This is a genomic window from Thermodesulfobacterium geofontis OPF15 (assembly GCF_000215975.1).
In the GTDB taxonomy this organism is placed as follows: domain Bacteria; phylum Desulfobacterota; class Thermodesulfobacteria; order Thermodesulfobacteriales; family Thermodesulfobacteriaceae; genus Thermodesulfobacterium; species Thermodesulfobacterium geofontis.
The window spans coordinates 1310384-1331217 of record NC_015682.1; the positions used below are offsets into that span (position 1 = coordinate 1310384).

Annotated in this window: 26 protein-coding genes and 1 tRNA gene; 5 read left to right on the forward strand and 22 right to left on the reverse strand. The window is 29.2% G+C overall.

Going from position 1 to position 20834, the window contains the following annotated elements:
- Nucleotides 1-24 precede the first annotated feature (24 nt).
- Nucleotides 25-1692, forward strand: a complete 1668-nt coding sequence (locus tag TOPB45_RS06740; protein ID WP_013910085.1) for a hypothetical protein — start codon at nt 25-27, stop codon at nt 1690-1692.
- A 2-nt stretch (nt 1693-1694) separates the two neighbouring features.
- Here TOPB45_RS06740 and queF read toward each other — a convergent pair whose 3' ends face one another.
- On the reverse strand, nt 1695-2063 hold the full coding sequence (queF, locus tag TOPB45_RS06745; RefSeq protein ID WP_013910086.1) for a preQ(1) synthase: 369 nt from the start codon (nt 2061-2063) through the stop codon (nt 1695-1697).
- Nucleotides 2064-2464: 401 nt separating this feature from the next.
- Here queF and TOPB45_RS06750 point away from each other — a divergent pair, with 401 nt between their 5' ends.
- A complete protein-coding gene (locus TOPB45_RS06750) occupies nt 2465-2980 on the forward strand; it encodes a ferritin (protein ID WP_013910088.1) in 516 nt (171 codons plus the stop codon).
- A gap of 3 nt (nt 2981-2983) precedes the next feature.
- On the opposite strand, the gene TOPB45_RS06755 is transcribed toward TOPB45_RS06750, so the two are convergent.
- The 6 genes from TOPB45_RS06755 to TOPB45_RS06780 all read right to left on the reverse strand — a co-directional run bounded on the left by TOPB45_RS06755 (nt 2984) and on the right by TOPB45_RS06780 (nt 6612).
- The gene (locus TOPB45_RS06755) at nt 2984-3646 is read right to left on the reverse strand and encodes an energy-coupling factor ABC transporter ATP-binding protein (protein ID WP_013910089.1); all 663 of its coding nucleotides are present in this window, start codon (nt 3644-3646) and stop codon (nt 2984-2986) included.
- A 3-nt stretch (nt 3647-3649) separates the two neighbouring features.
- Nucleotides 3650-4402, reverse strand: a complete 753-nt coding sequence (cbiQ, locus tag TOPB45_RS06760) for a cobalt ECF transporter T component CbiQ (RefSeq protein WP_013910090.1) — start codon at nt 4400-4402, stop codon at nt 3650-3652.
- Nucleotides 4403-4418: 16 nt separating this feature from the next.
- Nucleotides 4419-4958: a hypothetical protein gene (locus TOPB45_RS06765; protein WP_144011498.1), complete on the reverse strand. Its 540-nt coding sequence runs from the start codon at nt 4956-4958 to the stop codon at nt 4419-4421.
- Nucleotides 4959-5008: 50 nt separating this feature from the next.
- Nucleotides 5009-5605, reverse strand: coding sequence for a cobalt transporter CbiM (gene cbiM, locus TOPB45_RS06770; protein ID WP_013910092.1), 597 nt, complete (start codon nt 5603-5605; stop codon nt 5009-5011).
- 4 nt (nt 5606-5609) lie between these two features.
- Complete coding sequence (locus tag TOPB45_RS06775) at nt 5610-6404, reverse strand: DUF4198 domain-containing protein (protein WP_013910093.1); 795 nt, start codon at nt 6402-6404, stop codon at nt 5610-5612.
- Between the two features lie 134 nt (nt 6405-6538).
- Nucleotides 6539-6612, reverse strand: a tRNA-Arg gene (locus tag TOPB45_RS06780).
- Nucleotides 6613-6736: 124 nt separating this feature from the next.
- Here TOPB45_RS06780 and TOPB45_RS06785 point away from each other — a divergent pair.
- From TOPB45_RS06785 to TOPB45_RS06795, 3 genes are read left to right on the forward strand one after another with little or no spacing between them, the layout of a single operon-like run.
- The gene (locus TOPB45_RS06785) at nt 6737-7789 is read left to right on the forward strand and encodes a uroporphyrinogen decarboxylase/cobalamine-independent methonine synthase family protein (RefSeq protein ID WP_013910094.1); all 1053 of its coding nucleotides are present in this window, start codon (nt 6737-6739) and stop codon (nt 7787-7789) included.
- A 4-nt stretch (nt 7790-7793) separates the two neighbouring features.
- Nucleotides 7794-8027 (forward strand): Lrp/AsnC ligand binding domain-containing protein, encoded by a 234-nt coding sequence (locus TOPB45_RS06790; RefSeq protein ID WP_013910095.1) that lies wholly within the window; start codon nt 7794-7796, stop codon nt 8025-8027.
- 3 nt (nt 8028-8030) lie between these two features.
- On the forward strand, nt 8031-8630 hold the full coding sequence (locus tag TOPB45_RS06795) for an HNH endonuclease (protein ID WP_013910096.1): 600 nt from the start codon (nt 8031-8033) through the stop codon (nt 8628-8630).
- Nucleotides 8631-8645: 15 nt separating this feature from the next.
- Here TOPB45_RS06795 and TOPB45_RS06800 read toward each other — a convergent pair whose 3' ends face one another.
- Genes TOPB45_RS06800 through fliQ form a run of 15 tightly spaced genes read right to left on the reverse strand, consistent with a single transcriptional unit; the run spans nt 8646 to nt 20832 of the window.
- A complete protein-coding gene (locus TOPB45_RS06800; RefSeq protein WP_013910097.1) occupies nt 8646-9551 on the reverse strand; it encodes a J domain-containing protein in 906 nt (301 codons plus the stop codon).
- Nucleotides 9552-9553: 2 nt separating this feature from the next.
- Nucleotides 9554-10378, reverse strand: a complete 825-nt coding sequence (locus TOPB45_RS06805; RefSeq protein ID WP_013910098.1) for a CheR family methyltransferase — start codon at nt 10376-10378, stop codon at nt 9554-9556.
- Nucleotides 10379-10381: 3 nt separating this feature from the next.
- On the reverse strand, nt 10382-11422 hold the full coding sequence (locus TOPB45_RS06810; protein ID WP_013910099.1) for a protein-glutamate methylesterase/protein-glutamine glutaminase: 1041 nt from the start codon (nt 11420-11422) through the stop codon (nt 10382-10384).
- Between the two features lie 3 nt (nt 11423-11425).
- The gene (locus tag TOPB45_RS06815; RefSeq protein ID WP_013910100.1) at nt 11426-11797 is read right to left on the reverse strand and encodes a response regulator; all 372 of its coding nucleotides are present in this window, start codon (nt 11795-11797) and stop codon (nt 11426-11428) included.
- A gap of 1 nt (nt 11798) precedes the next feature.
- On the reverse strand, nt 11799-12602 hold the full coding sequence (locus tag TOPB45_RS06820; RefSeq protein WP_013910101.1) for a hypothetical protein: 804 nt from the start codon (nt 12600-12602) through the stop codon (nt 11799-11801).
- 14 nt (nt 12603-12616) lie between these two features.
- The gene (locus tag TOPB45_RS06825; RefSeq protein WP_013910102.1) at nt 12617-12931 is read right to left on the reverse strand and encodes a hypothetical protein; all 315 of its coding nucleotides are present in this window, start codon (nt 12929-12931) and stop codon (nt 12617-12619) included.
- Between the two features lie 10 nt (nt 12932-12941).
- On the reverse strand, nt 12942-13655 hold the full coding sequence (locus TOPB45_RS06830; RefSeq protein WP_013910103.1) for a hypothetical protein: 714 nt from the start codon (nt 13653-13655) through the stop codon (nt 12942-12944).
- A gap of 1 nt (nt 13656) precedes the next feature.
- The gene (locus TOPB45_RS06835) at nt 13657-14040 is read right to left on the reverse strand and encodes a chemotaxis response regulator CheY (protein WP_013910104.1); all 384 of its coding nucleotides are present in this window, start codon (nt 14038-14040) and stop codon (nt 13657-13659) included.
- A gap of 19 nt (nt 14041-14059) precedes the next feature.
- Complete coding sequence (locus TOPB45_RS06840; RefSeq protein WP_013910105.1) at nt 14060-14797, reverse strand: sigma-70 family RNA polymerase sigma factor; 738 nt, start codon at nt 14795-14797, stop codon at nt 14060-14062.
- A gap of 2 nt (nt 14798-14799) precedes the next feature.
- Entirely contained in the window at nt 14800-15591 is a 792-nt protein-coding gene (locus TOPB45_RS06845) for a MinD/ParA family protein (RefSeq protein WP_013910106.1), read from the reverse strand.
- Nucleotides 15588-16610 (reverse strand): flagellar biosynthesis protein FlhF, encoded by a 1023-nt coding sequence (locus TOPB45_RS06850; protein WP_013910107.1) that lies wholly within the window; start codon nt 16608-16610, stop codon nt 15588-15590. The genes TOPB45_RS06845 and TOPB45_RS06850 overlap by 4 nt, the downstream gene beginning before the upstream one ends.
- A gap of 3 nt (nt 16611-16613) precedes the next feature.
- Nucleotides 16614-18677 (reverse strand): flagellar biosynthesis protein FlhA, encoded by a 2064-nt coding sequence (flhA, locus tag TOPB45_RS06855; protein WP_013910108.1) that lies wholly within the window; start codon nt 18675-18677, stop codon nt 16614-16616.
- Between the two features lie 15 nt (nt 18678-18692).
- Nucleotides 18693-19793 carry a flagellar biosynthesis protein FlhB gene (gene flhB / locus TOPB45_RS06860; RefSeq protein WP_013910109.1) on the reverse strand — a complete coding sequence of 367 codons (1101 nt, stop codon included), beginning with the start codon at nt 19791-19793 and terminating at the stop codon, nt 18693-18695.
- A 3-nt stretch (nt 19794-19796) separates the two neighbouring features.
- Nucleotides 19797-20561 carry a flagellar biosynthetic protein FliR gene (locus TOPB45_RS06865; protein ID WP_013910110.1) on the reverse strand — a complete coding sequence of 255 codons (765 nt, stop codon included), beginning with the start codon at nt 20559-20561 and terminating at the stop codon, nt 19797-19799.
- 1 nt (nt 20562) lies between these two features.
- On the reverse strand, nt 20563-20832 hold the full coding sequence (gene fliQ, locus TOPB45_RS06870) for a flagellar biosynthesis protein FliQ (RefSeq protein ID WP_013910111.1): 270 nt from the start codon (nt 20830-20832) through the stop codon (nt 20563-20565).
- Between the last annotated feature and the right edge of the window lie 2 nt (nt 20833-20834).

Genomic DNA, 20834 nt, shown 5'->3' on the forward strand with positions numbered 1-20834 from the left:
ATTTTAAAAGGAGGATCTACTTTTATGAAAATTAAAAAATTTTTAATTTTCCTTGGATGGGGATTAGTTTTTCTTTTACTTAGTCCCAATTTTTCTTTTTCTCTAATATCACCTGAAACCTATGAAGAAATTAAAAAAGATTTTACTCCTCTTTCTGCATTAATTATTGGTATAGAAGATAATAAAATAATTATAGACAAGGGGAAAGTTCAAGGTGTTAGGCCTAAAGATATATTTACAGTATATAAAAGAGGGAAAAAGATTGTTCATCCTGAAACTGAAAAAACCTTAGGTTTTCTTAAAGAGATAATCGGAAAAATTGAAATTACAGATGTAGAAGAAAATTTTGCCATAGGAAGAGTTATTTTTCAAAAAGAACCTTTCCCAGTTCCCACACCTATTGAAAGATTTACCGATTTAAAAATACTTATAATCTCTGAAACCCAAACCCCTGATGAAAATTTATTTTTAATCCTTAAAAATACTTTACCTGAATCAGCAGTTACTTTTAATCCCAATTTAAAATTAAAAGATCTAACTCCTCAATACCTTTTGTCTCAACAATATGATATAGTTTTTGTTGTGGAAGAGGATATAGTAAAAATATTTAATTACAATTTAGATTTGATAAGGTATTATGGAACCTTAAGCTATAAAAAAACTATAGCCCCTTCAACAGTTACAACTACTCAGAAAGCTTATAAACCCTCTACAGGAGTTTTTTCTATAAATCCTCCAACTATTTTAGGAAAAATGAAAGGAGAAGTATTTCAAGTAGAGTTTGCAGATATAGATAATGATGGTAGTCCTGAAATGATTTATTTTAACTCTCAAGGGCTTTTTATAGTAAGAATAAAAGGGGCTCTTTTGGCAAGTTATACTCCTAAGACTGGTAAAATTGTAAATTTCTCTTTAGGACCATCTGGTTGGATAGCTTTAAACATATTTGATGAAAGCGTAGGTATGAGAAGCGAAATTTTAAGATATACTGAACAGGGATTAACTCCAGTAATTACTAATGTAAATTTAATTTTAAACTTTGTAGATTATACAGCAAGAGGTGTAAAGGATACTTTAATTGGACAAACTTTTGATTCAGAAAACTTTTTTGGAAAAGAAGTATATATTTTAAAAAGGGAAAATAATCAATTAATATATGCAACTCAACTAAAAGTTCCTCCAGATTATAAAAATATTGGAAGTGCTTTTGTTGATTTAGATGGAGACGGGAGCCCAGAAATAATCAATTATACTTCAGATGGAAAATTAGCAGTTTATAAAGATTCTAATATAGTTTGGATCTCTCCTTATCCTGTAGCTAATCATTTTTATGAGATAAAACTTATTAAGGGTAAAAAAGGACAAGAAGTGGTTAAGAAAATCGTTTATCCTCTTATAACACCGGTTATAGCTGACATAAATAAGGATGGCAAATTAGAAGTTCTTTTTGTTTCTGCTAATTTTCCTTTGGAAACAGTGAAAGGTGATTTAAAATATGTTCCTTTAAATAGCGCCACTTCTCAAATTTTTGTGCTTGGTTTTGAAGGCACCTATTTTTTTAGAAATTTATGGGCTTCTCAAACGGGATTTATTACAGGTTTAGGAGTATTTGAAAATGGAATTTACTATACCTTAGTTAAAGGAAATTATCCAGGAAATGTAGAAAGCGAGCTTTACTTTAGTATTTTTTAAATTTAAGGTTTCTCCACAGTAACAACGGTATGAACATTTCCTCTTGGATGAAAATCTGCAACCACTTTAAGTTTTTTAGGTTGAAGTAAATTCCAAAGAGCATCAAAAATCTCATTAGTTGCTGCTTCATGAGAAATATAGCGATTTCTAAATTTATTTAACCAGAGTTTTAAGGATTTTAACTCCACAATTTTATTCTTGGGAATATAAGAAATTTTTATTATTGCAAAGTCTGGATATCCAGATCTTGGACAAAGACAAGTAAATTCAGGAAAGGTAATTTCAATCAAATAGTCTCTATCTGGATAGGGATTATCCCATGCCTCAAGTTGAGCCTCTTCTATAGCAATTTCTCCATACTTTTTCTCCATAAAATTTATTTTAACCAATTCTTTTTAATTTGACAATTTCAAAATAATAACCCTATCAAAATTTGACCCTTGACAAATTAAAAGCTTTACATATTTTAATTTTTTTTTAAAAATTATAATCTAAATTAAATATTCTTGAGGAGGCTGGGATGAAATTACTTTTTATTATTACCACTGATGACCCAGAAACAATATATAATGCTATGAGACTTGCCAATGTTGCTGTAAAACTCACCTACATGTCCTATTGGGTGGATGGATGACCTTTATGAACTTGCAAAAGAGGCTGACAAAATTTTTACCTTTTAATTATATTTAAATATTTGTGCTAAAAACTTGACCAATATAAAAAATTGGTTTATACTTTTTTAAATTAAAAATTTTTAAAAAGAGGATAAATTATGCATAACGAGATGGAAAATGCTCTTAATGAACAGCTTAAATGGGAATTATATTCAGCCTATTTATATCTCTCTATGTCTGCTTATTTTGATAATATGGGCTTAGATGGATTTGCTCACTGGATGAAGGCACAAGCGGCCGAAGAAATTATGCATGCTATGAAGTTTTATAAATTTATCTTTGAAAGAGATGGAAGAGTTATTTTGCAAGAAATACCAGCTCCTCCAAAAAATTGGGAAAACCCTGAAGATGCCATTGCTTATGCTTACAAACATGAAAAGGAAGTCACTAACAAAATAAATAATCTTATGAATTTGGCAAAAAAACTTCAAGACTATGCTGCTGAAAATTTTCTTCAGTGGTTTATAGAAGAACAAGTTGAAGAAGAGGATTCATTTAAAAATTTATTAAATAAACTTAAGCTTATTAAAAATGCCCCTCAAGCACTTTTTTATTTAGATAATGAATTGCGTCAGAGACCTCTTGACCTTAACTTGCTTATGACTCAGGTGTAAAGCTTAAAAATCTTGGTAAAAAGAAATTTGTCCCTTTTTTAAAAGATAAATTTTATCCACTGTTTCTTTTAAAAAGGTTTGATCATGAGAAACAATTAAATAAGTTTTAACATGGTTCTTAAGAAAATATATTAATTTTTCTTTAGTTTCTTCGTCAAGCCCAGAGGAAGGCTCATCAAGAAGATAACAAATTGGATTCATAGCAAATACTGTTGCTAAAGCTACAATTTTCTTTTCTCCAGTTGAAAGTTTATATACAGGACGTTCAAGTAAATGTTCAATATTAAATAATTTGGCTATGTCTTTAACAATTTCTTTAACCTCATTTCTATCTTTACCTAAATTTAGAGGACCAAAGGCTATATCCTCCTTAACAGTAGGACAAAAAAGTTGAGAATCAGAGTCTTGAAATAGCAAACCTAACTTTTGCCTAACCTCTAAAAAATCTTTCTCCCCTTTTCTCTCTTTTCCAAAAATAAAGACTCTTCCTGAATTAGGTTTCAAAAAACCCATTATAATATAAAGAAGAGTTGTTTTCCCAGCTCCATTAGGACCTATAAGCCCTACCTTTTCTCCTAATCTTAATTCAAAATTTATATCAGTTAAAACTGAATAAGAATCATAACTAAAACTAATATTTTCGAGTTTAATAATGGATTTTTCCATATTTTATCTACACAAACCCCAAATATAAATAAAAATGATAACTAAACCTATACCTATACCAAAAGCTAAATCTATTTTTCTAAGCTTAAAATGTTCAAATAAAGGGAAAAAGCCTTTAAACCCCCTTGCAAGCATAGCTTTATAAATTTCTTCAGACCTTTCAAAACTTTTTATTAATAAGGCAGAAACTATATAAGCATAAGTTTTATAAGTATGTAAATCTGTTTTTGGTCTAAATCCACGAGCTAAAACTGCTCTTTTGATTTTTGTATATTCTTCATGTACTACACTAATATACCTATAAAAGAGAAAAAATATAGTGACCAATTTAGAAGGTAATCTTAGATGTAACATTGCATGAGCAATAGAAAAAATAGTTGAAGTAGATAAAAGTGCAATAGTTGCTAAAATTATTGCATTACATTTTATAGTAATAGAAAGGGCATATTTTATTCCTTCATAACTTATTTTAAAAGATCCAAATTCAATATAAGGATTACTTTTGTAGCTTAAAGGAATAAATATCCATATAAAAAGGATGAAAAAATTTGCTCCTACTAAACGATTTAAAAGGTTTTTAAAATTAAGCTTAGCTATAAGAATAAAAAAAAGAGAAAGCGTAAAATAAAGAGAAGGAATTAGGATTCCTTTTGAAATAGCACATAGTATAGCAAAAGTTAAAAAGACTAATATCTTTATTCTGGGATCAAGTTTATGTAAAAAAGAATCTCCTTCTGCAAATACTTCAAGATGCATTTATATTAAAAAAACCCTATTTTTTTCTAAATTTTAAAATTGTAACCATTCCCCATATACCAAAAATATAACCTATTCCACCAATAATATCATGAAGTTTTGCTCTATCCATATCTTTTTTAACTTCCATCAGTAAATTTTTTATTCCTTCAGTTTCAGGCTTTATGGTTTCTTTTAAAGCCTCACTTACAGCCTCTTTTATAGCTATTTTCATTTCCTCATTAGTCAATTTTAGATGGTGGGGGTTTTCTTCAGTTTTTGGTGTTTCAATTTTAGATTCTAATGATTTAGATGCTTGAGGATTTTTTAATCCCTCTACTTTACATTCAGCAAGATGTCCTTCTCCAGCGATTACTTTAATTCTAATAGACCCTTTTTCTTTTGTAGTAAAACTAAATTTTCCCTTTTCATCAGTTGTCATATCTAAAATTTTTACACCTTTATCACTATAAACTTCTACTTTACATTTTATACAGGGAGAACCATCTGCAAAATAGGCTTCACCTATTATTTGGTCTCCTTCTCTGTAGGCAAAAGTATTTATTTTGTGCGTCAACCCCATTTTAGTAAAAAAAACCAAAAAGAACGTTAATAAAATTAAGATTCTCATAGAACTACCTCCGGTTTAACTTTTAATAAATAAACTACAATAAAACTTGTAATAAATCCTTCTATAATAGCAATAGGAAAATGAGCTCCTAATAAAGTAATAATAACAGGAATAAAACTTTTCTCAGTAAAATAAAGTGCCAAACCAATTAAAATTGCTGAAAAAATAATAGATAAAGACCCTACAAGAAAACTTGCTACAAAAGTAAAAAAAGCTTTATCTTTCTGAAGGAACTTTCTGAATATATATCCAAGTATTACAGGAGGAAAAGCCATAGCAAAAGTATTTACTCCTAAGGTCGTAAGTCCTCCAAACTGAAAAAGTAGTGCCTGAAGCAAAAGTCCTAAAAATATAGCAGGAAAGGTTGCCCATCCAAGAAGTAGCCCTATTATACCATTGAGAACAAGATGGGCAGAGGTAGGACCTATAGGAATATGAATTAAAGAGGCAACAAAAAAAGCGCTTGAGAGAACTGCAATTTCAGGAATCTTTTCAGTTTTTAAATTTTTTAATCCTAAAATAAGACCAGAAAGTGAAAGAAGGCTTCCTGCTAAAAGAACAGGAGGAGAAAGAACTCCTTCAGAAATATGCATTAGTTTATTTAACCTCCTTTGGTTTAGGATAAGCTTTTACCCAAATAACTGCGTCAAGTTCAAGAGGATATTCTTTTCCATCAGCACCTTTAATTTTACCTCCCTCACCAATAGCAGAAAAACCCCACCATCCAGCCCAGGGGATGGTATATTCAAAATATCCATTTTCGTCAGTTTTAACAACTTGAGTAATAAAAGATTCATAAGGAGCTTTCAAATTTTTAGTATTTAAATATTCTACTTCTACTTCTATATTACTTGCAGGTTCTCCATTAATTAAAACTTTTCCTTTAAAGGTATTACCTTCCCAAAGAGCAAAAGGCTTAATTAAAGGAATAATCTCAGCTTTAAGCCCTATTGGTTCATCCCATCCCTCTTCCATTCCTAAAGCTTGTATTATAACTTTAGTGATTTGTTTAATATATTTTTTTTCTGAAGGCTCAAAATAAGGTTCAGGATCTACATATATCTGATAAACCCCAGGCTTAGTAATTTTTAAAGTAGTTTTATACATGGACACTCTATTGGAACTTCCCTTCATAGAGGGAATTAAGACCCTTTCCCAATTAAGATTTATTTTTTCTCCCCTCACTAAAACTCCACTATCTAAAATCTTAAACTCCATATTTGGTCCACCTTCCATAGGATGAGTAAATCTTGCTTCTAATTTTACTTCCCTTTTTGCTCCCTCTATATTATCTGTATCAGGTAAAAGAACTAAAAAATGAGCTTTAGCTAAAGAAATAAAGCTTAATAATATTAAAGGAAATAAAATAATACTTTTTAATAATTTTTTCATAATGATCCTCCTTTTTTAAAATTTTTATTTTGTTTATTTTTAAAAATTCTTCTATAAAGTTTTAAATTTGTCAAGACAATTTTTTATTTTAATGAATTTTTTTATGAAGTGAACAAAATTATTGACGAAAAGAACGCCCCCGGTGGGATTCGAACCCACGACCTCGAGATTAGGAATCTCGCGCTCTATCCTACTGAGCTACAGGGGCTGATTTAAAAAAAATTTTAACTAAAATTCTAATTTTTACAACTATAAAAATTTAAATCTTGTTTACACTTTATTTTTGAATTAAAATTTAAAATATTTTAAGATTTTTTTATAGGGTAAAACTTATGGATTATCCTTGTCTTTCTTTAAAAACAACTCACATTGGAAGTTTACCCTTTGAAGATCCTGAAAAAGCGGTTGATCTTATTTTAGATTTTGTTGATATTCCTGCTTGGCCTCAATTATCTAAATTACAAAACGAAAGCATGCTTATACAGTTTAATGAAGGGCTTCCTGGATTTGAAAGAGAAAGGAAAACAATCAATACCACCTCTTCTAATTTCGAAGAAGAATTGATAAAGTTTTATGAACTTTATTTTGAAATAATAGAAAGAAAAAATCTTGATTTACTTAAAAATTTTTCTCTTTCAGAAGATTATGCTAAGGGATTTAAAACCTTTTTAAAAAGAATCCAAAATTTAAATCTTCCTATCGTGAAAGGACAAATTACAGGACCATTTACTCTGGCTACTTCATTAAAAACAGAAAATAAAGAAATTTCAATTTTTAGAGAAGATCTGAAAGATTTGATAACTAAATTTTTAACTTTAAAAGCCCTCTCTCAGGGCTTAGAATTAAAAAAATTTTCTTCAATAGTAGTTATTTTTCTTGATGAACCTGGTTTATCAGGCTTTGGATCTTCTTCTTTTATAACTCTTTCTAAAGATTTAGTTCTTTCAATTTTAAATGAAATGATAGAAATTTTAACAAATTTTGAAATAATTACAGGAATCCATATTTGTGCAAATACTTCTTGGGATATAATTTTAGAATCAAAAGTCAATATTATAAGCTTTGACAGTTTTAATTTTTACGATAAATTAATTATCTATAAAAATTTTTTAAAAAATTTTCTAAAGGACGAAAACAAATATTTAGCATGGGGGGTGATTCCTACAAATAGTGAAATATTAGAAAATATTAGTTTAGAAGAAATTATTCGTAAATTTAGATCTCAATTAAGTGATCTCAGCTCTACTTTAAATATTTCTAAAGAGGAAGTTTTAAGAAAAAGTCTTTTTACTCCGTCTTGTGGTCTCGGTAGTCTTTCTGAATCTTTATCTATTAAGGCTCTTGAACTTTTAAAAAATTTTAAAAGTTTTATAATAAAGGAGTAAAAATATGGCTATCCGTGCTTATATTTTAATTAATACCCAAATTGGACAAACCCAAAAAGTGGTAGAGGAATTAAAAAAATTACCCGAAGTAAAAAAAATTGATATAATTATGGGACCTTATGACATAATAGTAGAAGTTGAAGTTTCTACATATGAAGATCTTTCTCACATTCTTCTTAATCAAATACAAAATATCTCTGCTATTAACCATACTATGACCTGCCCGGTGGTGGAATAAAAATTGAGTCAAAACATTCTTCAAGAAAAAGTTTTAGTTTTAAATAAATATTATCAAGCTATACAAATTACTACAGTACAAAAAGCTATTTGCCATTTAGTAAAAGGAACTGCTAAAGTAATTACTACTCAATGGAGTATCCATGATTTAGATGAATGGATAAAAATAACTAAATTTCATGAAAATGGAAATAGTAGAATAATAAGAAGCCCTTCTATTTCTATTTTGGTTCCCGATGCAATTTATTTACCCTATTATGAAAGTCTTCCGAAAGTAGATGTAGTTTTTTCAAGACAAAATTTATTATTACGAGATAAATATACCTGCCAATATTGTGGTAAACTTCTTAAGAATCCAAAAGAAAGAACCATAGACCATGTAATTCCTAAAAGCCGAGGTGGAAAAACTGTATGGACAAATGTAGTTCTTTGTTGTAAAAAATGTAATTTAAAAAAGGGAGATAGAACACCAGAAGAAGCAGGCTTAAAACTTCTCAAACAACCAAAACCTCCTAAATGGCAAGCTCTTATTTTAGAAGAATTCCCTAAACATAAAAAGGAAGTTTGGAAAGTCTTCTTAGATTTTGCAGGGATTTTTGAATAAAAAATCTAAAACTTTTTAATCTTCCTGAGATTTAACAATTTTAACAGCTTCAAGAATCAATTTTTTTGCTTCAAAAGGAATTTTTTCTGGAATATAAATTTGAAAATCTATTAAAAGATCTCCTCTTTTACCATCTTTAAGGAAGGGTCCTCTGCCTTTTATTACTATAGGAGAACCATTAGTGAAAAGTTTTGAAGGAATACTTTCCTTTCCTTCTAAAGTATAAATAGTTATTTCTTCTTTTAATATTATTTCCCAAAAGGGAATTTTACATTTATATATTAAATTATTATTTTCTAAAGAAAAATAAGGATGAGGAACAACAGAGATTTCTAAATATAGGTCATAAGGAGAATCTATTCTTTCTTTAGGAATAAAAATAATATCTCCTTCTTTTAGTCCTAAAGGGATATCTATATAAACCTCTTTCTGGATCCTTAATTTCCCTTTTCCTTTACAATTATCGCAGTTTTCTGTAAATAAAAACCCTTGCCCTTTACAGTAAGGACAATTAAGATAAGTAGGGATATTTCTTCTTTCATCTCTTATTTCTATAGATCCAGATCCTTTACAAAATCCACATGTTTTAGTTAAGCCATCTTTCCTTTTTCCTGTCCCATTACAAGAAGGACAGATTATTTCTTCCCCAAAAACTTTTATTTTCTTTTTTCCTCCTAAGGCTATTTCTTCAACTGTTAATTCAAGCACTGAAAAGAGATAATTTCCTATTAAAGGGCATTTATTAACTACTTCTATTTTATGTTTTTCCTTAAAATTTTCTAAAACCTCTTGATACCAATTAAGTAAAATTAAAAATTCTTTCCTATTTCCTCCTTTGTCAGGATGCAGTTTTTTTGCCTGTTCTCTAAAATACTGTTTAATTTCTTCAAAAGAAGAGAAATTCAAATTAATCTGGGACATTTTTAATCCTTCTTTCTATAAAAAATTGTTTTTCCTATTAGTTTTTTTTCCATATCCGAAAAAGTTACAGTTGGAACTTCTGTTGCTCCAAGAAGTAAATAGCCTCCAGGATTAAGCAATTTCCACAGATCTATTAAAACTTTCTTTTTAATTTCTTCAGAAAAATAAATTAACACATAACGACATAAAATAAGATCAAATTTTTCTGATAATCTCATTGAACTTTCTAATAAATTTAGTCTTTGAAATTTTACCAATTTTTTTACCTTTTCATCAATATACCAATGAGCTCCGTCTTGTTTAAAATATTTTATCAAATAAGTAACGGGTAACCCTCTGTTTATTTCAATCTGATTATAAACTCCCTTTTCAGCTTTCTCTAAACATTTTTGAGATATATCAGTTGCTAATATAGTAATTTTATAAGTTTGCAAAAAACGTGGAAAATGTTCAAGTAAAAGCATTGCTATACTATAAGGTTCTTGCCCGGTTGAACAGGCTGCTGACCAGATATTTATTCTTTTTTCAACTTCTCTTTTTTTAAATAATTCAGGGAAAACATGAGTTCTAAGTGCTTCAAAAGGGTGATAATCTCTGAAGAAATAGGTTTCATTAGTAGTTAAGGCGTCTATAATTTCATTTAATAATTTCGAATCAACTCCCTTTTTTACTATAGATTGATAAAGTTCATTAATATCTTTATATCCTAAAGATAAAGCAAGTTCATTTAATCTACTTTCAATTAGATATTCTTTCCCTGTAGTATAAGAAATTCCTGATAATCTTTCTAAAAGGGCTGTAAAAAATTCTAAAATTTTCTCATCCATTTTTTATTTAACTCCAAAAAGTTCTTTTAATCTTTCAGGAATTTTAAAAAGATTTATCACCTCATCTGCTAAGCCTTCTTCAATTACTGCTTTAGGCATACCAAATACAACTGAGCTTTCTGCATCTTGCGCTAAAACTACTCCCCCTTTTTCTTTTATTTTTTTTGCTCCCTCCTTTCCATCACTTCCCATACCTGTTAAAACTAAGACCAAAGTTTTGCCATTATAAACTTCAGCTAAAGATTCAAAAAGTTCATCTACAGAGGGTCTACAAAAATTACGAGGAGGTCCTTGATGTAATTTTATTTTAACAAAAGCATTCTCTTTTTTAACTCTCATATGATAATCACCAGGAGCAATATAGACTATTCCATCTCTTACGATTTCACCTTCCTCTGCTTCCTTGACCCTTATTCTTGAAATTGAGTCAAGTCTTTCTGCTAATTGTTTAGTAAAAAGAGGGGGCATATGTTGAACAATTAAAATAGGAGCTGGAAAATTAGGCGAAAGTTCAGGAATTATTTTAAGAAGAGTTTGAGGTCCTCCTGTTGAAACCCCTATCCCACAAGCTTTATAAATTCCCTTTTTTATCTCAGAAACCACATAAGAGGGTCTATAAATTGATTTTATCTTTTCTAAAGGTGTTACACTTTTTATTTTAGGTATAAGATCTTGTTCGATTTTTTTTATACTTTCCCAAAAGGACTTACTTGAGGGCTTAGGAACAAAATCATAGGCTCCCAAAGTTAAACATTCAATTGTTATTTTGGCACCTTCTTGAGTAAGTGAAGAAAACATAATAATTTTTGTTTGAGGTACCTCTTTTCTTAAAATTTTTAGAGCTGTAATTCCGTCCATCTCAGGCATTTCTATATCAAGGGTGATTACATCTGGTTTTAAAATTTTTGCTTTTTCTACAGCCTCTTTACCAGTTTTTGCAGTGTCAATTACTTCTATTTCTGGATCATTTTTCAAAATATCTGTAATTAATTTTCTCATTATAGGAGAATCTTCGACTACAAGAACCTTTATTTTTTTGTCCATTTTTTAAAAAGCCTCTAAAAGATGTTTGACTTTTACTTCTAACATTTCTTTATCAAAAGGTTTCATAAGATATTCATTAGCTCCAGCCATAATAGCTTCAATTACACTTTTTTGTTGATTTTCCGTAGTTACCATCATAACTTTAATATCTGCCCACTTAGGATTGGATCGAAGTTTTAATAAAAATTCATATCCATTCATTACTGGCATATGCCAATCAAGTAAAATTAGTTTTATATCAGGATTTTCTTCCAAAATTTTTAAAGCTTCCTCTCCATTTTCCGCTTCCAAAACTTCAAAACCCAACTCTTCTAAATATTTTCTTTCTATCTCTCTTATTGCTTTTGAATCATCAACTACTAAAATTTTATACATACTATCCCTCTTTTTTTAAAAGCTGTCCGGGCAAAATTTCTCCCATGTTTATACTAATTTTGGCAGGAATTTTGTATAATAAAAAGAGATTTTCTAAACTTTTAATCTCCTCTTTTGCAAATTCAAAAGATTCTCTATTAGCAAAATAAAGGTCTATAAATACTTCATTCTCCATATAACTTAGAAAACATTCCATTAATCCTAAATATTCAAAAAACATTTTAAAATAAAAAAGTTTAATCTTGCCTTGTTCTTCCTTAGGTTCTCCTAATTCTAAAAATCCCCAAGATCTTTCATCGCTAAAAACAAAGGAAATTACTATTTTTTCGTCTTTATAAAAAATGTTTAGAGATTTTATTTTCTCTCCAAATAAATCTTTCAATTCCTTATCAATAGTTTCTTTCTTTTCTTTATTTGTTACTCCTGTTAAATCTTTAATTAATGTAGCTAAAAGATTAAAATCTTTTTGGAAAACTTCTTTATTAAAAGGTTTTTCAGCAAGTTTTGCATTTATTAAATACAAAAATTTAAGTTCTTCTGCTTCTTTTTCTGGAGAAACAATTTGAAGAATAATGGGATTACCTGTTTTTACTACTCTTACCTTTAAAACTTCTCCTATAGCAAAATTTTCTGAGGTAAGAGTACCTCCAATTCTTGCTTGAAATTTTTCGCCTCCCAACTCTAAATAAAGGGTTTTTCCTTCAATATTAAGCACTCTTATTAACAATTCTCTCCCAGGTCGCGTAAAAAGGGACCATAAATTTTCAGGAAGATAAATAATAGGTGCTGGGGCTGTAATTTGCATAATTTTTTATTTTTTTAAAATTTTTTCTTTGATGACAAAACTAATTCTACCTCAGCTTCAGAAATACCTAATTTTTTAGCAATTTCCTTAAAAGAATATCCTTGCTGAGCTAATAAATGAATCTCCTTTTTTAAATCCTTTTCAGAACCTTTATCCGGAATTGCTCTTAATTTTTTAAGCTCTTCAACCAATTCTTGAGCTCTCTCAATACTTTCTTTAATATCTTCCCAAGGTAATTCAAAAACTTTCTTAAACCTTATATAAAAGAAAACAAAAGCTCCTATCATAATAATATCTATTATTAAAAGAAGAATTAAGAGGGCTTGCATTTTTTTACCTTTAACCTTTTAATATTAACCCTTCTAATCTTATCTTTTGGGGCAAAGGTTTTATGTTTTCTTTTTCAAACTCTTTTTTAATCTTTTCTTCTAAAGCTTCAACTTCTTTAGCATCTTTCCATATATCTGGTGATACATTTTTTAGATAACTGTAAAGTTTCTCTCTAAAATAAAGTTCTGCCTCTGCTAATTCTTTTGCTGAAGTACTGTTATCAAAATAAAGGGTCACATTTAAACTTAAAAACTCTTTTAAACCAAATGGAATTAAAAAATTTTTAAGTTCTAATTTATAAGGATATTGAACCTCTTTTTCTTCTTTTGAAATTACTATTTTAGAGAATTTTTTAATTACTTCCCCTTCTGGAATTGAGACATTGGATTCAGAAAAAGAATTTAAATCCTTCCCTTTTTTAAATTCCCCTTTTATTAATTTTAGACTTATCCATACCCCAAAAACAATAGATATTATAATAAAAATACTTCCAAATATAAGAACCACATCTTTTGGTTTAAATTTTTTTGGTTTTTTTTCTGGTACTTCTTCTTTTTCTTCTTCAGGTTTTATTAATTTTTCTACTAAACCTTCGGCCTTTTCAAGAGTTATATCTATTTTTTCTTCGGTTTTTTCTTTTTTAGATTCTTTTTCTAAGGAGGTTTCTTTTGCTTTTACTTCTTCTTTAATCTCTTCTAATTCTTTTTTAATATCTTCTTCCAATTTAGTCTCCCAACACCTTTTCTAATTTTTCTTTTAAAGTTTCTGGAGTAAAAGGTTTTACAACATATTGATTAACTCCATATTTAATAGCTTCTATAACGTTTTCTTTTTGTGCTTCAGCTGTAACCATAATAAACTTTATATCCTTTAATTCCTCATTACTACGAACAGCTTTAAGAAGCTCGATACCAGGCATTTTAGGCATATTCCAATCAGAAATTATTAAATCTACTTTTTGTTTTTTAAGAAGTTCAAGTGCTGTTGTTCCATCATCTGCTTCTAATATATCTTTAAATCCAAGTTGGAGGAGAATGTTTTTAATAATTTTTCTCATAGTTGCGAAATCATCCACTACTAAGATTTTAATATTCGTATTGAGTGCCATTTTTATACCTCATTAAATATTATTTATTCAAAAGGCTTCTAAGTTTTAAAATTGCTTTGTTATGTATTTGAGAAATTCTACTTTCTGTATAATCAAGTATTTTTGCAATTTCCTTCATAGTTAAACCTTCATAATAATATAAAGCTAACACCAATCTTTCTTTTTCTGAAAGACAATCTAAAGCTTTTTCCAATTTTTCTTGTAATTCCTTTAAAGCGTATTTTTCAAAGGGATCCTCTCTTTGGTCTCCTGCTATAAAATTAAATATATCTTCTTCTTCTAATTCTAGAAATCTTTGCTTTAAATTTTCTATATCAATAAAAGTGATTCCTTTTATACTTTCTAAAAACTTATAATATTCTTCTAAACTAAGCTCCATAAATTCTGCAATTTCCTCATCCTCTGGCATTCTACCCAATTCTTGATAAAGTTTTCTTAATCTTTCTTCAAAATCACTTATTTTACTCTTTATACTTCTTGGTATTATATCTAATTTTCTTATTTCATCAAGCATAGCTCCCTTAATTCTAAATTCTGCATAGGTTTTAAATTTTACATTTTTAGAAGGATCATACCTGTGATAAGCTTCTATAAGTCCTATAAGCCCAGCAGAAACAAGGTCTTCTTTACTAATTACTGGCATCCCGTAATAAACATATCTATTTGCCCAATAATTAATTGTAGGTAAAAATTCTTCTATCAGTTTTTCTAAGGGTGGCTTTTCTAAAAAAATTTGATTCATTAATTTTTCTTTCATTTTTAACCTGTTGTTAATTTTTCTAAAAATTGTTCAAGCCCTTTTGTTTCTTGAGGATTAAATTTAAGTAATTTCAAAGCAATTTGTGTTAATTTTTTACTAATTTCATTTTCAGGACAAAGCTTTAAATAAGGAATTTGAGATTTTACAGCAGTTTTAACACATTCATCAAAAGGAAGTCCTCCTAAATAAGAAAGTTTAACCTCAGGTAAAAACCTTTCAATTACATATAAAAGTTGTTGATAAATTCTTTTACCTTCTATCTCATTTTTAATCATATTTACTACTAAATAATAATCTTTTATTCTATGATGTTTATATCCCACTTTCATAAGGGCATAGGCATCAGCTATTGAAGTCGGTTCAGGGGTGCAGATTATAATTCTTTCTTCAGCAAGATACATAAAAAAAAGCACATTTTCTGAAATCCCTGCAGAACTATCAAAAAGTAAGTAATCGTATTTTTTAAATACTTCCTCCATTTGATCTTTTAAAATAAGTTTTTGATTAGAATTTAAGTTTGTTAATTCCACTACTCCTGAACTTGCAGGAATAAGATCAAAATTATATTCTGTAGGATAAACAATGTCTTTTAAATTAAGGTCTCCATTAATTACATATCTTATATCATATTTAGGAGATATCCCCAACATTACATCTATATTTGCAAGCCCAAGGTCTGCATCGAAAATAAGAACTTTTTGAGAATATTGGGAAAGAGCCAAAGCTAAGTTTATAACAAAACTTGTTTTGCCTACTCCACCTTTTCCACTTGCTATGGAAATACTTCTCATAAAACCTCCTTTTGATTTAAATTTAAAATACTTTTAAAAAGTATTTTCTTAATTATTTCTTCTTCTGCCTTCAAAATGTCTTCTGGCAATCTTTCTCCATTAGAGATGAAAGTAATTGGGGGTATTCTACTATCAAGAATCCATAAAAGTGGTAAACTACTATAAACCTTATCCACAAAAGTAAGAACTATACCTTCCACTGGAAATTTTTCAATTCTTTCCCATTGTTTTAAAATATATTCATAATGTTCAGTTGCTCTTACAACCCATTGAAATCTTAAAAAGGGCATTTTTAAAATCAGTTCCTCTAAATCACTTATAAGCAATCTTTTTTCTAAACTTGGAGTATCTATTAGAATGAAATTATATTTAGGAAAAACTATTGCTATTTCTTTAAGTTCTTCAAGATCTAAAATCTCAAAATCAACTTCTAAAAGTTCTGCCAGTCTTTTAGTCTGAAAATGGCTACCTATTTTATAATTATCAAGGCTTATTACCAAAACCTTAGCTTCATATTTATACTTATACCAAGCTGCCAATTTAAAAACACTTGTAGTTTTCCCAGTTCCTGAATCTCCTATGAATACTTGATATTTAGAATGGGGAACAGTTCCTTTTTCTTTTAAGGCTTTAGAAACAAATTCTTCTAAATCAGGATTTGCTTTGCTTAGTTCTTTGGCTATAAAAGGAGGCACACCTTTTTCAATCAAATCTAAATAATTTACATTTTCAGGCTGAGGATTTAAAACTTGATTAAGCATTTTCTTTATTTCACAAATCTCCCTTTTTAAATATTCTTTTAACTCACTATAGTTTTCTTCTGCATAAGTTTTAAAAACTTGATGTCCTCTTTTTATCTTAATTTCTTCTTCTTCAATTGCTGCAGTTATTTCAAAAAGTGTTCCTTCTTCAGTTTTTATCTGTTCTGAAGCAAGAATAACTGCTTGTTCTCCAAATTCTTCTTTTACTCTATTTAAAGCTTCTAATATAGTTTTCCCTCTAAACTTTTTGATTCTCATTTCTTATTCCCTCACCAATCTGACAACTTCTAAAACCTCTATTTTTATTTCTGTTGGAATTTCTGCTTGAGAAATAACTGGTACATAAGCCAAAGTTCTTTCTATAAGTTTTCTTAAGTGCCTTCTTATTATAGGACTGCATAAAATTGCAGGTATAATATTTTTTTGACCTGCTCTTTCTACAGCCTGAGTAAATGCAGTCACTATTTTACTTCCTATCTTGGGATCAATCATAAGAAATGTTCCCTGTTCAGTTCTTTGGAGAGATTTTTTAATGGTTTCCTCTATATCATCTCCCGTTAAAATTACAGGTAAAGTATGATCTTTTAAAACAGGTTTTATTATGTATCTTGATAGTTTTTGTCTTACATATTCTGTTAAAATTTCTGGATCTTTAATAGTTGCCCCATAATCCCCTATTGTTTCAAAAATGGTTATTAAATCTTTAAGAGGAATACCTTCTTTTATTAAATTCTGAAGTACCTTCTGAATAATAGTTAAGTTAACATTATTAAGGCACTCTTCTACTATTTTTGGATAATACTTGCTTAAAGTATCTATAATTCTCTGAACCTCTTGTTTAGTTAATAATTCGTCTGCGTATTTCTTTATTATTTCAGAAAGATGAGTGGTAATTACTGTAGATAAATTAACTACAGTAAAACCTGCTATTTCTGCTTCCTCTCTAAGTTCTTCACTTATAAAATAGGCATCCATCCCGAAAGTAGGCTCTTTGGTAGGTATTGCACCTTTAGGAGGAATTAGATCAGACCTTGAAGGTAAAGCCATTAAATAATTAGGCATAAGTTCTCCTTTTGCTACTTCAACACCTTTAATTAAAATAGAATATTCTCCAGGTTTTAAAGCTAAATTATCTCTTATATGAACAGGTGGAATCATTATACCAAGCTCTTGGGCTAAATGTTTTCTTAAATTTTTAATCCTTGCAAGCAAATCTCCTCCTTTTGTTTCATCTGCAAGATAAATTAGTCCATATCCCAATTCAATAGCTAAAAGTTCTACCGGTCTTATTTCCTCTATTTCAGGAGGTGGTGGAGGAGCTTTTTCTTCTAAAATTGTCTCTTTTGCTTTTTGAGCGGAATAGGAAAGATATCCTAAGGCAAAAAGTAGAGCACTTAAAAGGAAGAAAGGTAAAAAGGGTAATCCTGGAACTAAAGAAAGAATAAAAACAACCCCACCTGCAAGCATTAAAACCTCTGGACGTCCAGCAAATTGGGTTGCTATGTCTCTTCCCATTCCTGCTTCTGCTGCAGCTCTACTTATTAAAATTCCAGCAGAGGTTGAAACAATAAGAGCAGGAATTTGAGAGACTAATCCGTCTCCTATAGTTAAGATAGTATAGGTTTTAGCTGAAGTTGCTAAATCTAAACCCCTTTGTAAAGTTCCTATTAATATACCGCCAATTATATTGATGCAGACAATGATAAGTCCTGCAATTGCCTCTCCTCTAATAAATTTAGAAGCACCATCCATAGCTCCGTAAAAATCTGCCTCTTTTGCTATTTCTTCCCTTCTTCTTTTAGCTTCATTTTCATCAATTAATCCTGCATTCAAATCTGCATCTATAGCCATCTGTTTTCCTGGCATAGCATCTAAGGTAAATCTTGCTGCTACCTCAGCAATTCTTTGAGCTCCTCTGGTAATAACTATGAAATTAATCAAAACCAAAATTAGAAATACTATAAAACCTACAACATAGTTTCCTCCTACTACAAATTCACCAAAGCTTTTTATAATATGCCCAGCTGCATGGGTTCCTTCATGCCCCCTCAAAAGAATTACTCTTGTGGTAGCTATATTCATAGAAAGTCTATATAAAGTAGTTATTAGAAGCAAGGCAGGAAATCCTGTAAAATCAAGCGTTTTGTTAACCTGCATAGTCATAATGAGAATAAGGATAGAAATTGAAAAATTAAGAGCTAAAGCAAGGTCTATAAGATAAGGAGGTAAAGGAAAAAGGATAATAGAAAGTAAAATAATAATTCCTATTATGGCGGAAATATTATAAAAATCGAAAAATTTTTTTAAAGTAATATCTCTTTCCATAATTTTTACTTAATTTTACATGTTTTCTTTAAAGATTGGTTCTTTAATTTTTCCCATTTTTTTCTTAAGCATATAAACATAGGCAAGAACTTTTGCTACAGCTTGATATAATTCTTCAGGTATAAACTCTCCTACTTCAACCTTTTCATAAAGTAGCTGAGCAAGTGGGGGGTCATGATATATGGGAATTTTATGCATTTCTGCAATTTCTCTAATTTTTTGAGCAAGAAAATTTTTACCTTTAGCTATTACTTGTGGAGAAACCATTTTACCTAATTCATATTTTAGTGCTACAGCATAATGGGTAGGGTTTGTAATTACCACATCTGCTTTGGGCACTTCTGCAAGCATTCTTCTACGTGCAATTTCTCTTTGTTTTTGCCTAATTCTTGCCTTAACCCAAGGATCTCCTTCTGTTTGTTTTAATTCTTCTTTCAATTCATGACGGGTGAGTTTGATTCTTCTTTCCACATCCCACCAGTTATAAACCCAGTCTAAAATCCCAAGAATAGCAAGAATAATAAGAAGCTTTGAAAAAAAGTCTTTCAGTAAAACTTTAAAATTGTATGCTAAATAGGGAACATCTACCCCAAAAAGTTTTAAAATATTTGCCATATATTTGCTAACAATCCAGTAGGTAACCCCTGCAATAATTAAGATTTTTAATAAAGCCTTTACTAATTCAAAAAGAGCTGTTAAAGAAAAGAGCCTTTTAAATCCTTCTACAGGATTAATTCTTTCAAATTTAAAACCAATAACTTCCTCTGCCCAAACTCCTCCTCCTGTCTGAATAAGATAGACTATAATAGCAACCAAAGAAATAAGTAAGAAATAGGGTAAAAGGATCTTAAAAACAAAAAGAAAAATTGTTTTATTTAAACTTAAAAATGTAGCTAAATTTAAATCAAAATAATAGCTATTAAAAGCTTTATAAAAAACTAAATAAAATTGACGGAAAAATACATAACTAAGAAGTATAAAGGAAAAAAATCCCACACCTAAAATAGCAACTGAGGAAAGTTCTCTACTTTTAACAACCTGTCCTCTTTTCCTTGCTTCTTCACGCCTTCGCGGCGTAGGTTCTTCTGTTCTTTCTTGAAGAAGTTCTTCAGGCATTTTTTACCTCAAAAAGAAAAATATAGATTTAAAATAATCAGTAAAACAGGGATATATAATCCTTGGAAGAATAGCAAGCATAAGACCAAAAAATAAAATTCCAAGTCCTGTTATCAAAGGAAAGGCTACAAAAATAATGTTTATTTGAGGTATTAATCTTCCAATAACAGCCAAACTCACATAAATAAGCATCATAAAAACTAAAAGAGGTGCTAAAAATTTAATACTAAGCTCAAATATAAGTTTACTCTTTTTAAGAATAAAAATGCCAATTTCTTCTTTTAAAAGAAAGCTTCCGGGAGGTATCTTTTCAAAACTTTCATAAAGAAAATAAATTAATTGATGATGGAAATCAAAACTAAAAAAGAGTAACAAAAAGATAATATACACAAATTGAGAAATAACAGGCATACTAAACCCAGATATAGGATCTATGGTTTGGGAGATGCCAAATCCCATTTGTATTCCTACAAGCTCTCCCCCTAACTGGATTCCTGCTAAAATAATTCTGAAAATTAAAGAAATAAGGAAAATGAAAATAAAATCTGAAACCAAAATTCTTACTACATTCACATCAGTAAGAGGAGGGAGTTTAAAGGTTAAAACCGGAGCTAAAATTAGGGCAAAAACTAAAGAAATAATAATTTTTAACTTAGTAGGAAAAAAGGTTACACTAAAAAGAGGAAAAAGAAGAAAAAGAAGAAGGGTTCTATAAAATATAAAAAAGAAAGTATAAATATTTTTTTCTAATATCTGTAGTATCTCCATGCTATTTAACAAAGTTAGGTATGTTTAAAATTAAATTTTCTGTAAAGGTAATCAATTTTTTTAAGGTCCAGGGCAAAGTCAAGATAAATACTAAAACCATAGCAAGTATTTTGGGAACAAAGGTAAGTGTCATTTCCTGAATTTGAGTTACAGCTTGTAAAATACTTATAATTAAGCCAACTACCAAGGCAGTAAGAAGAAGAGGTCCTGAAAGAATTAGAGAAAGAATAACCGCTTCTTTAGCTAAATTTAAAACTGTAGTATCAGTCATTT

Coding starts and splice junctions, on each gene's coding strand:
- fliQ (WP_013910111.1), bottom strand. CDS start 20,832: ATGACTGATACTACAGTTTTAAATTTAGCTAAAGAAGCGGTTATTCTT.
- TOPB45_RS06755 (WP_013910089.1), bottom strand. CDS start 3,646: ATGGAAAAATCCATTATTAAACTCGAAAATATTAGTTTTAGTTATGAT.
- queF (WP_013910086.1), bottom strand. CDS start 2,063: ATGGAGAAAAAGTATGGAGAAATTGCTATAGAAGAGGCTCAACTTGAG.
- TOPB45_RS06810 (WP_013910099.1), bottom strand. CDS start 11,422: ATGGACAAAAAAATAAAGGTTCTTGTAGTCGAAGATTCTCCTATAATG.
- TOPB45_RS06820 (WP_013910101.1), bottom strand. CDS start 12,602: ATGCAAATTACAGCCCCAGCACCTATTATTTATCTTCCTGAAAATTTA.
- TOPB45_RS06790 (WP_013910095.1), top strand. CDS start 7,794: ATGGCTATCCGTGCTTATATTTTAATTAATACCCAAATTGGACAAACC.
- flhB (WP_013910109.1), bottom strand. CDS start 19,793: ATGCCTGAAGAACTTCTTCAAGAAAGAACAGAAGAACCTACGCCGCGA.
- cbiQ (WP_013910090.1), bottom strand. CDS start 4,402: ATGCATCTTGAAGTATTTGCAGAAGGAGATTCTTTTTTACATAAACTT.
- TOPB45_RS06825 (WP_013910102.1), bottom strand. CDS start 12,931: ATGCAAGCCCTCTTAATTCTTCTTTTAATAATAGATATTATTATGATA.
- TOPB45_RS06805 (WP_013910098.1), bottom strand. CDS start 10,378: ATGGATGAGAAAATTTTAGAATTTTTTACAGCCCTTTTAGAAAGATTA.
- TOPB45_RS06775 (WP_013910093.1), bottom strand. CDS start 6,404: ATGAAAAAATTATTAAAAAGTATTATTTTATTTCCTTTAATATTATTA.
- TOPB45_RS06850 (WP_013910107.1), bottom strand. CDS start 16,610: ATGAGAATCAAAAAGTTTAGAGGGAAAACTATATTAGAAGCTTTAAAT.
- TOPB45_RS06800 (WP_013910097.1), bottom strand. CDS start 9,551: ATGTCCCAGATTAATTTGAATTTCTCTTCTTTTGAAGAAATTAAACAG.
- TOPB45_RS06865 (WP_013910110.1), bottom strand. CDS start 20,561: ATGGAGATACTACAGATATTAGAAAAAAATATTTATACTTTCTTTTTT.
- flhA (WP_013910108.1), bottom strand. CDS start 18,677: ATGGAAAGAGATATTACTTTAAAAAAATTTTTCGATTTTTATAATATT.
- TOPB45_RS06845 (WP_013910106.1), bottom strand. CDS start 15,591: ATGAGAAGTATTTCCATAGCAAGTGGAAAAGGTGGAGTAGGCAAAACA.
- TOPB45_RS06740 (WP_013910085.1), top strand. CDS start 25: ATGAAAATTAAAAAATTTTTAATTTTCCTTGGATGGGGATTAGTTTTT.
- TOPB45_RS06815 (WP_013910100.1), bottom strand. CDS start 11,797: ATGTATAAAATTTTAGTAGTTGATGATTCAAAAGCAATAAGAGAGATA.
- TOPB45_RS06835 (WP_013910104.1), bottom strand. CDS start 14,040: ATGGCACTCAATACGAATATTAAAATCTTAGTAGTGGATGATTTCGCA.
- TOPB45_RS06750 (WP_013910088.1), top strand. CDS start 2,465: ATGCATAACGAGATGGAAAATGCTCTTAATGAACAGCTTAAATGGGAA.
- cbiM (WP_013910092.1), bottom strand. CDS start 5,605: ATGCATATTTCTGAAGGAGTTCTTTCTCCTCCTGTTCTTTTAGCAGGA.
- TOPB45_RS06785 (WP_013910094.1), top strand. CDS start 6,737: ATGGATTATCCTTGTCTTTCTTTAAAAACAACTCACATTGGAAGTTTA.
- TOPB45_RS06840 (WP_013910105.1), bottom strand. CDS start 14,797: ATGAAAGAAAAATTAATGAATCAAATTTTTTTAGAAAAGCCACCCTTA.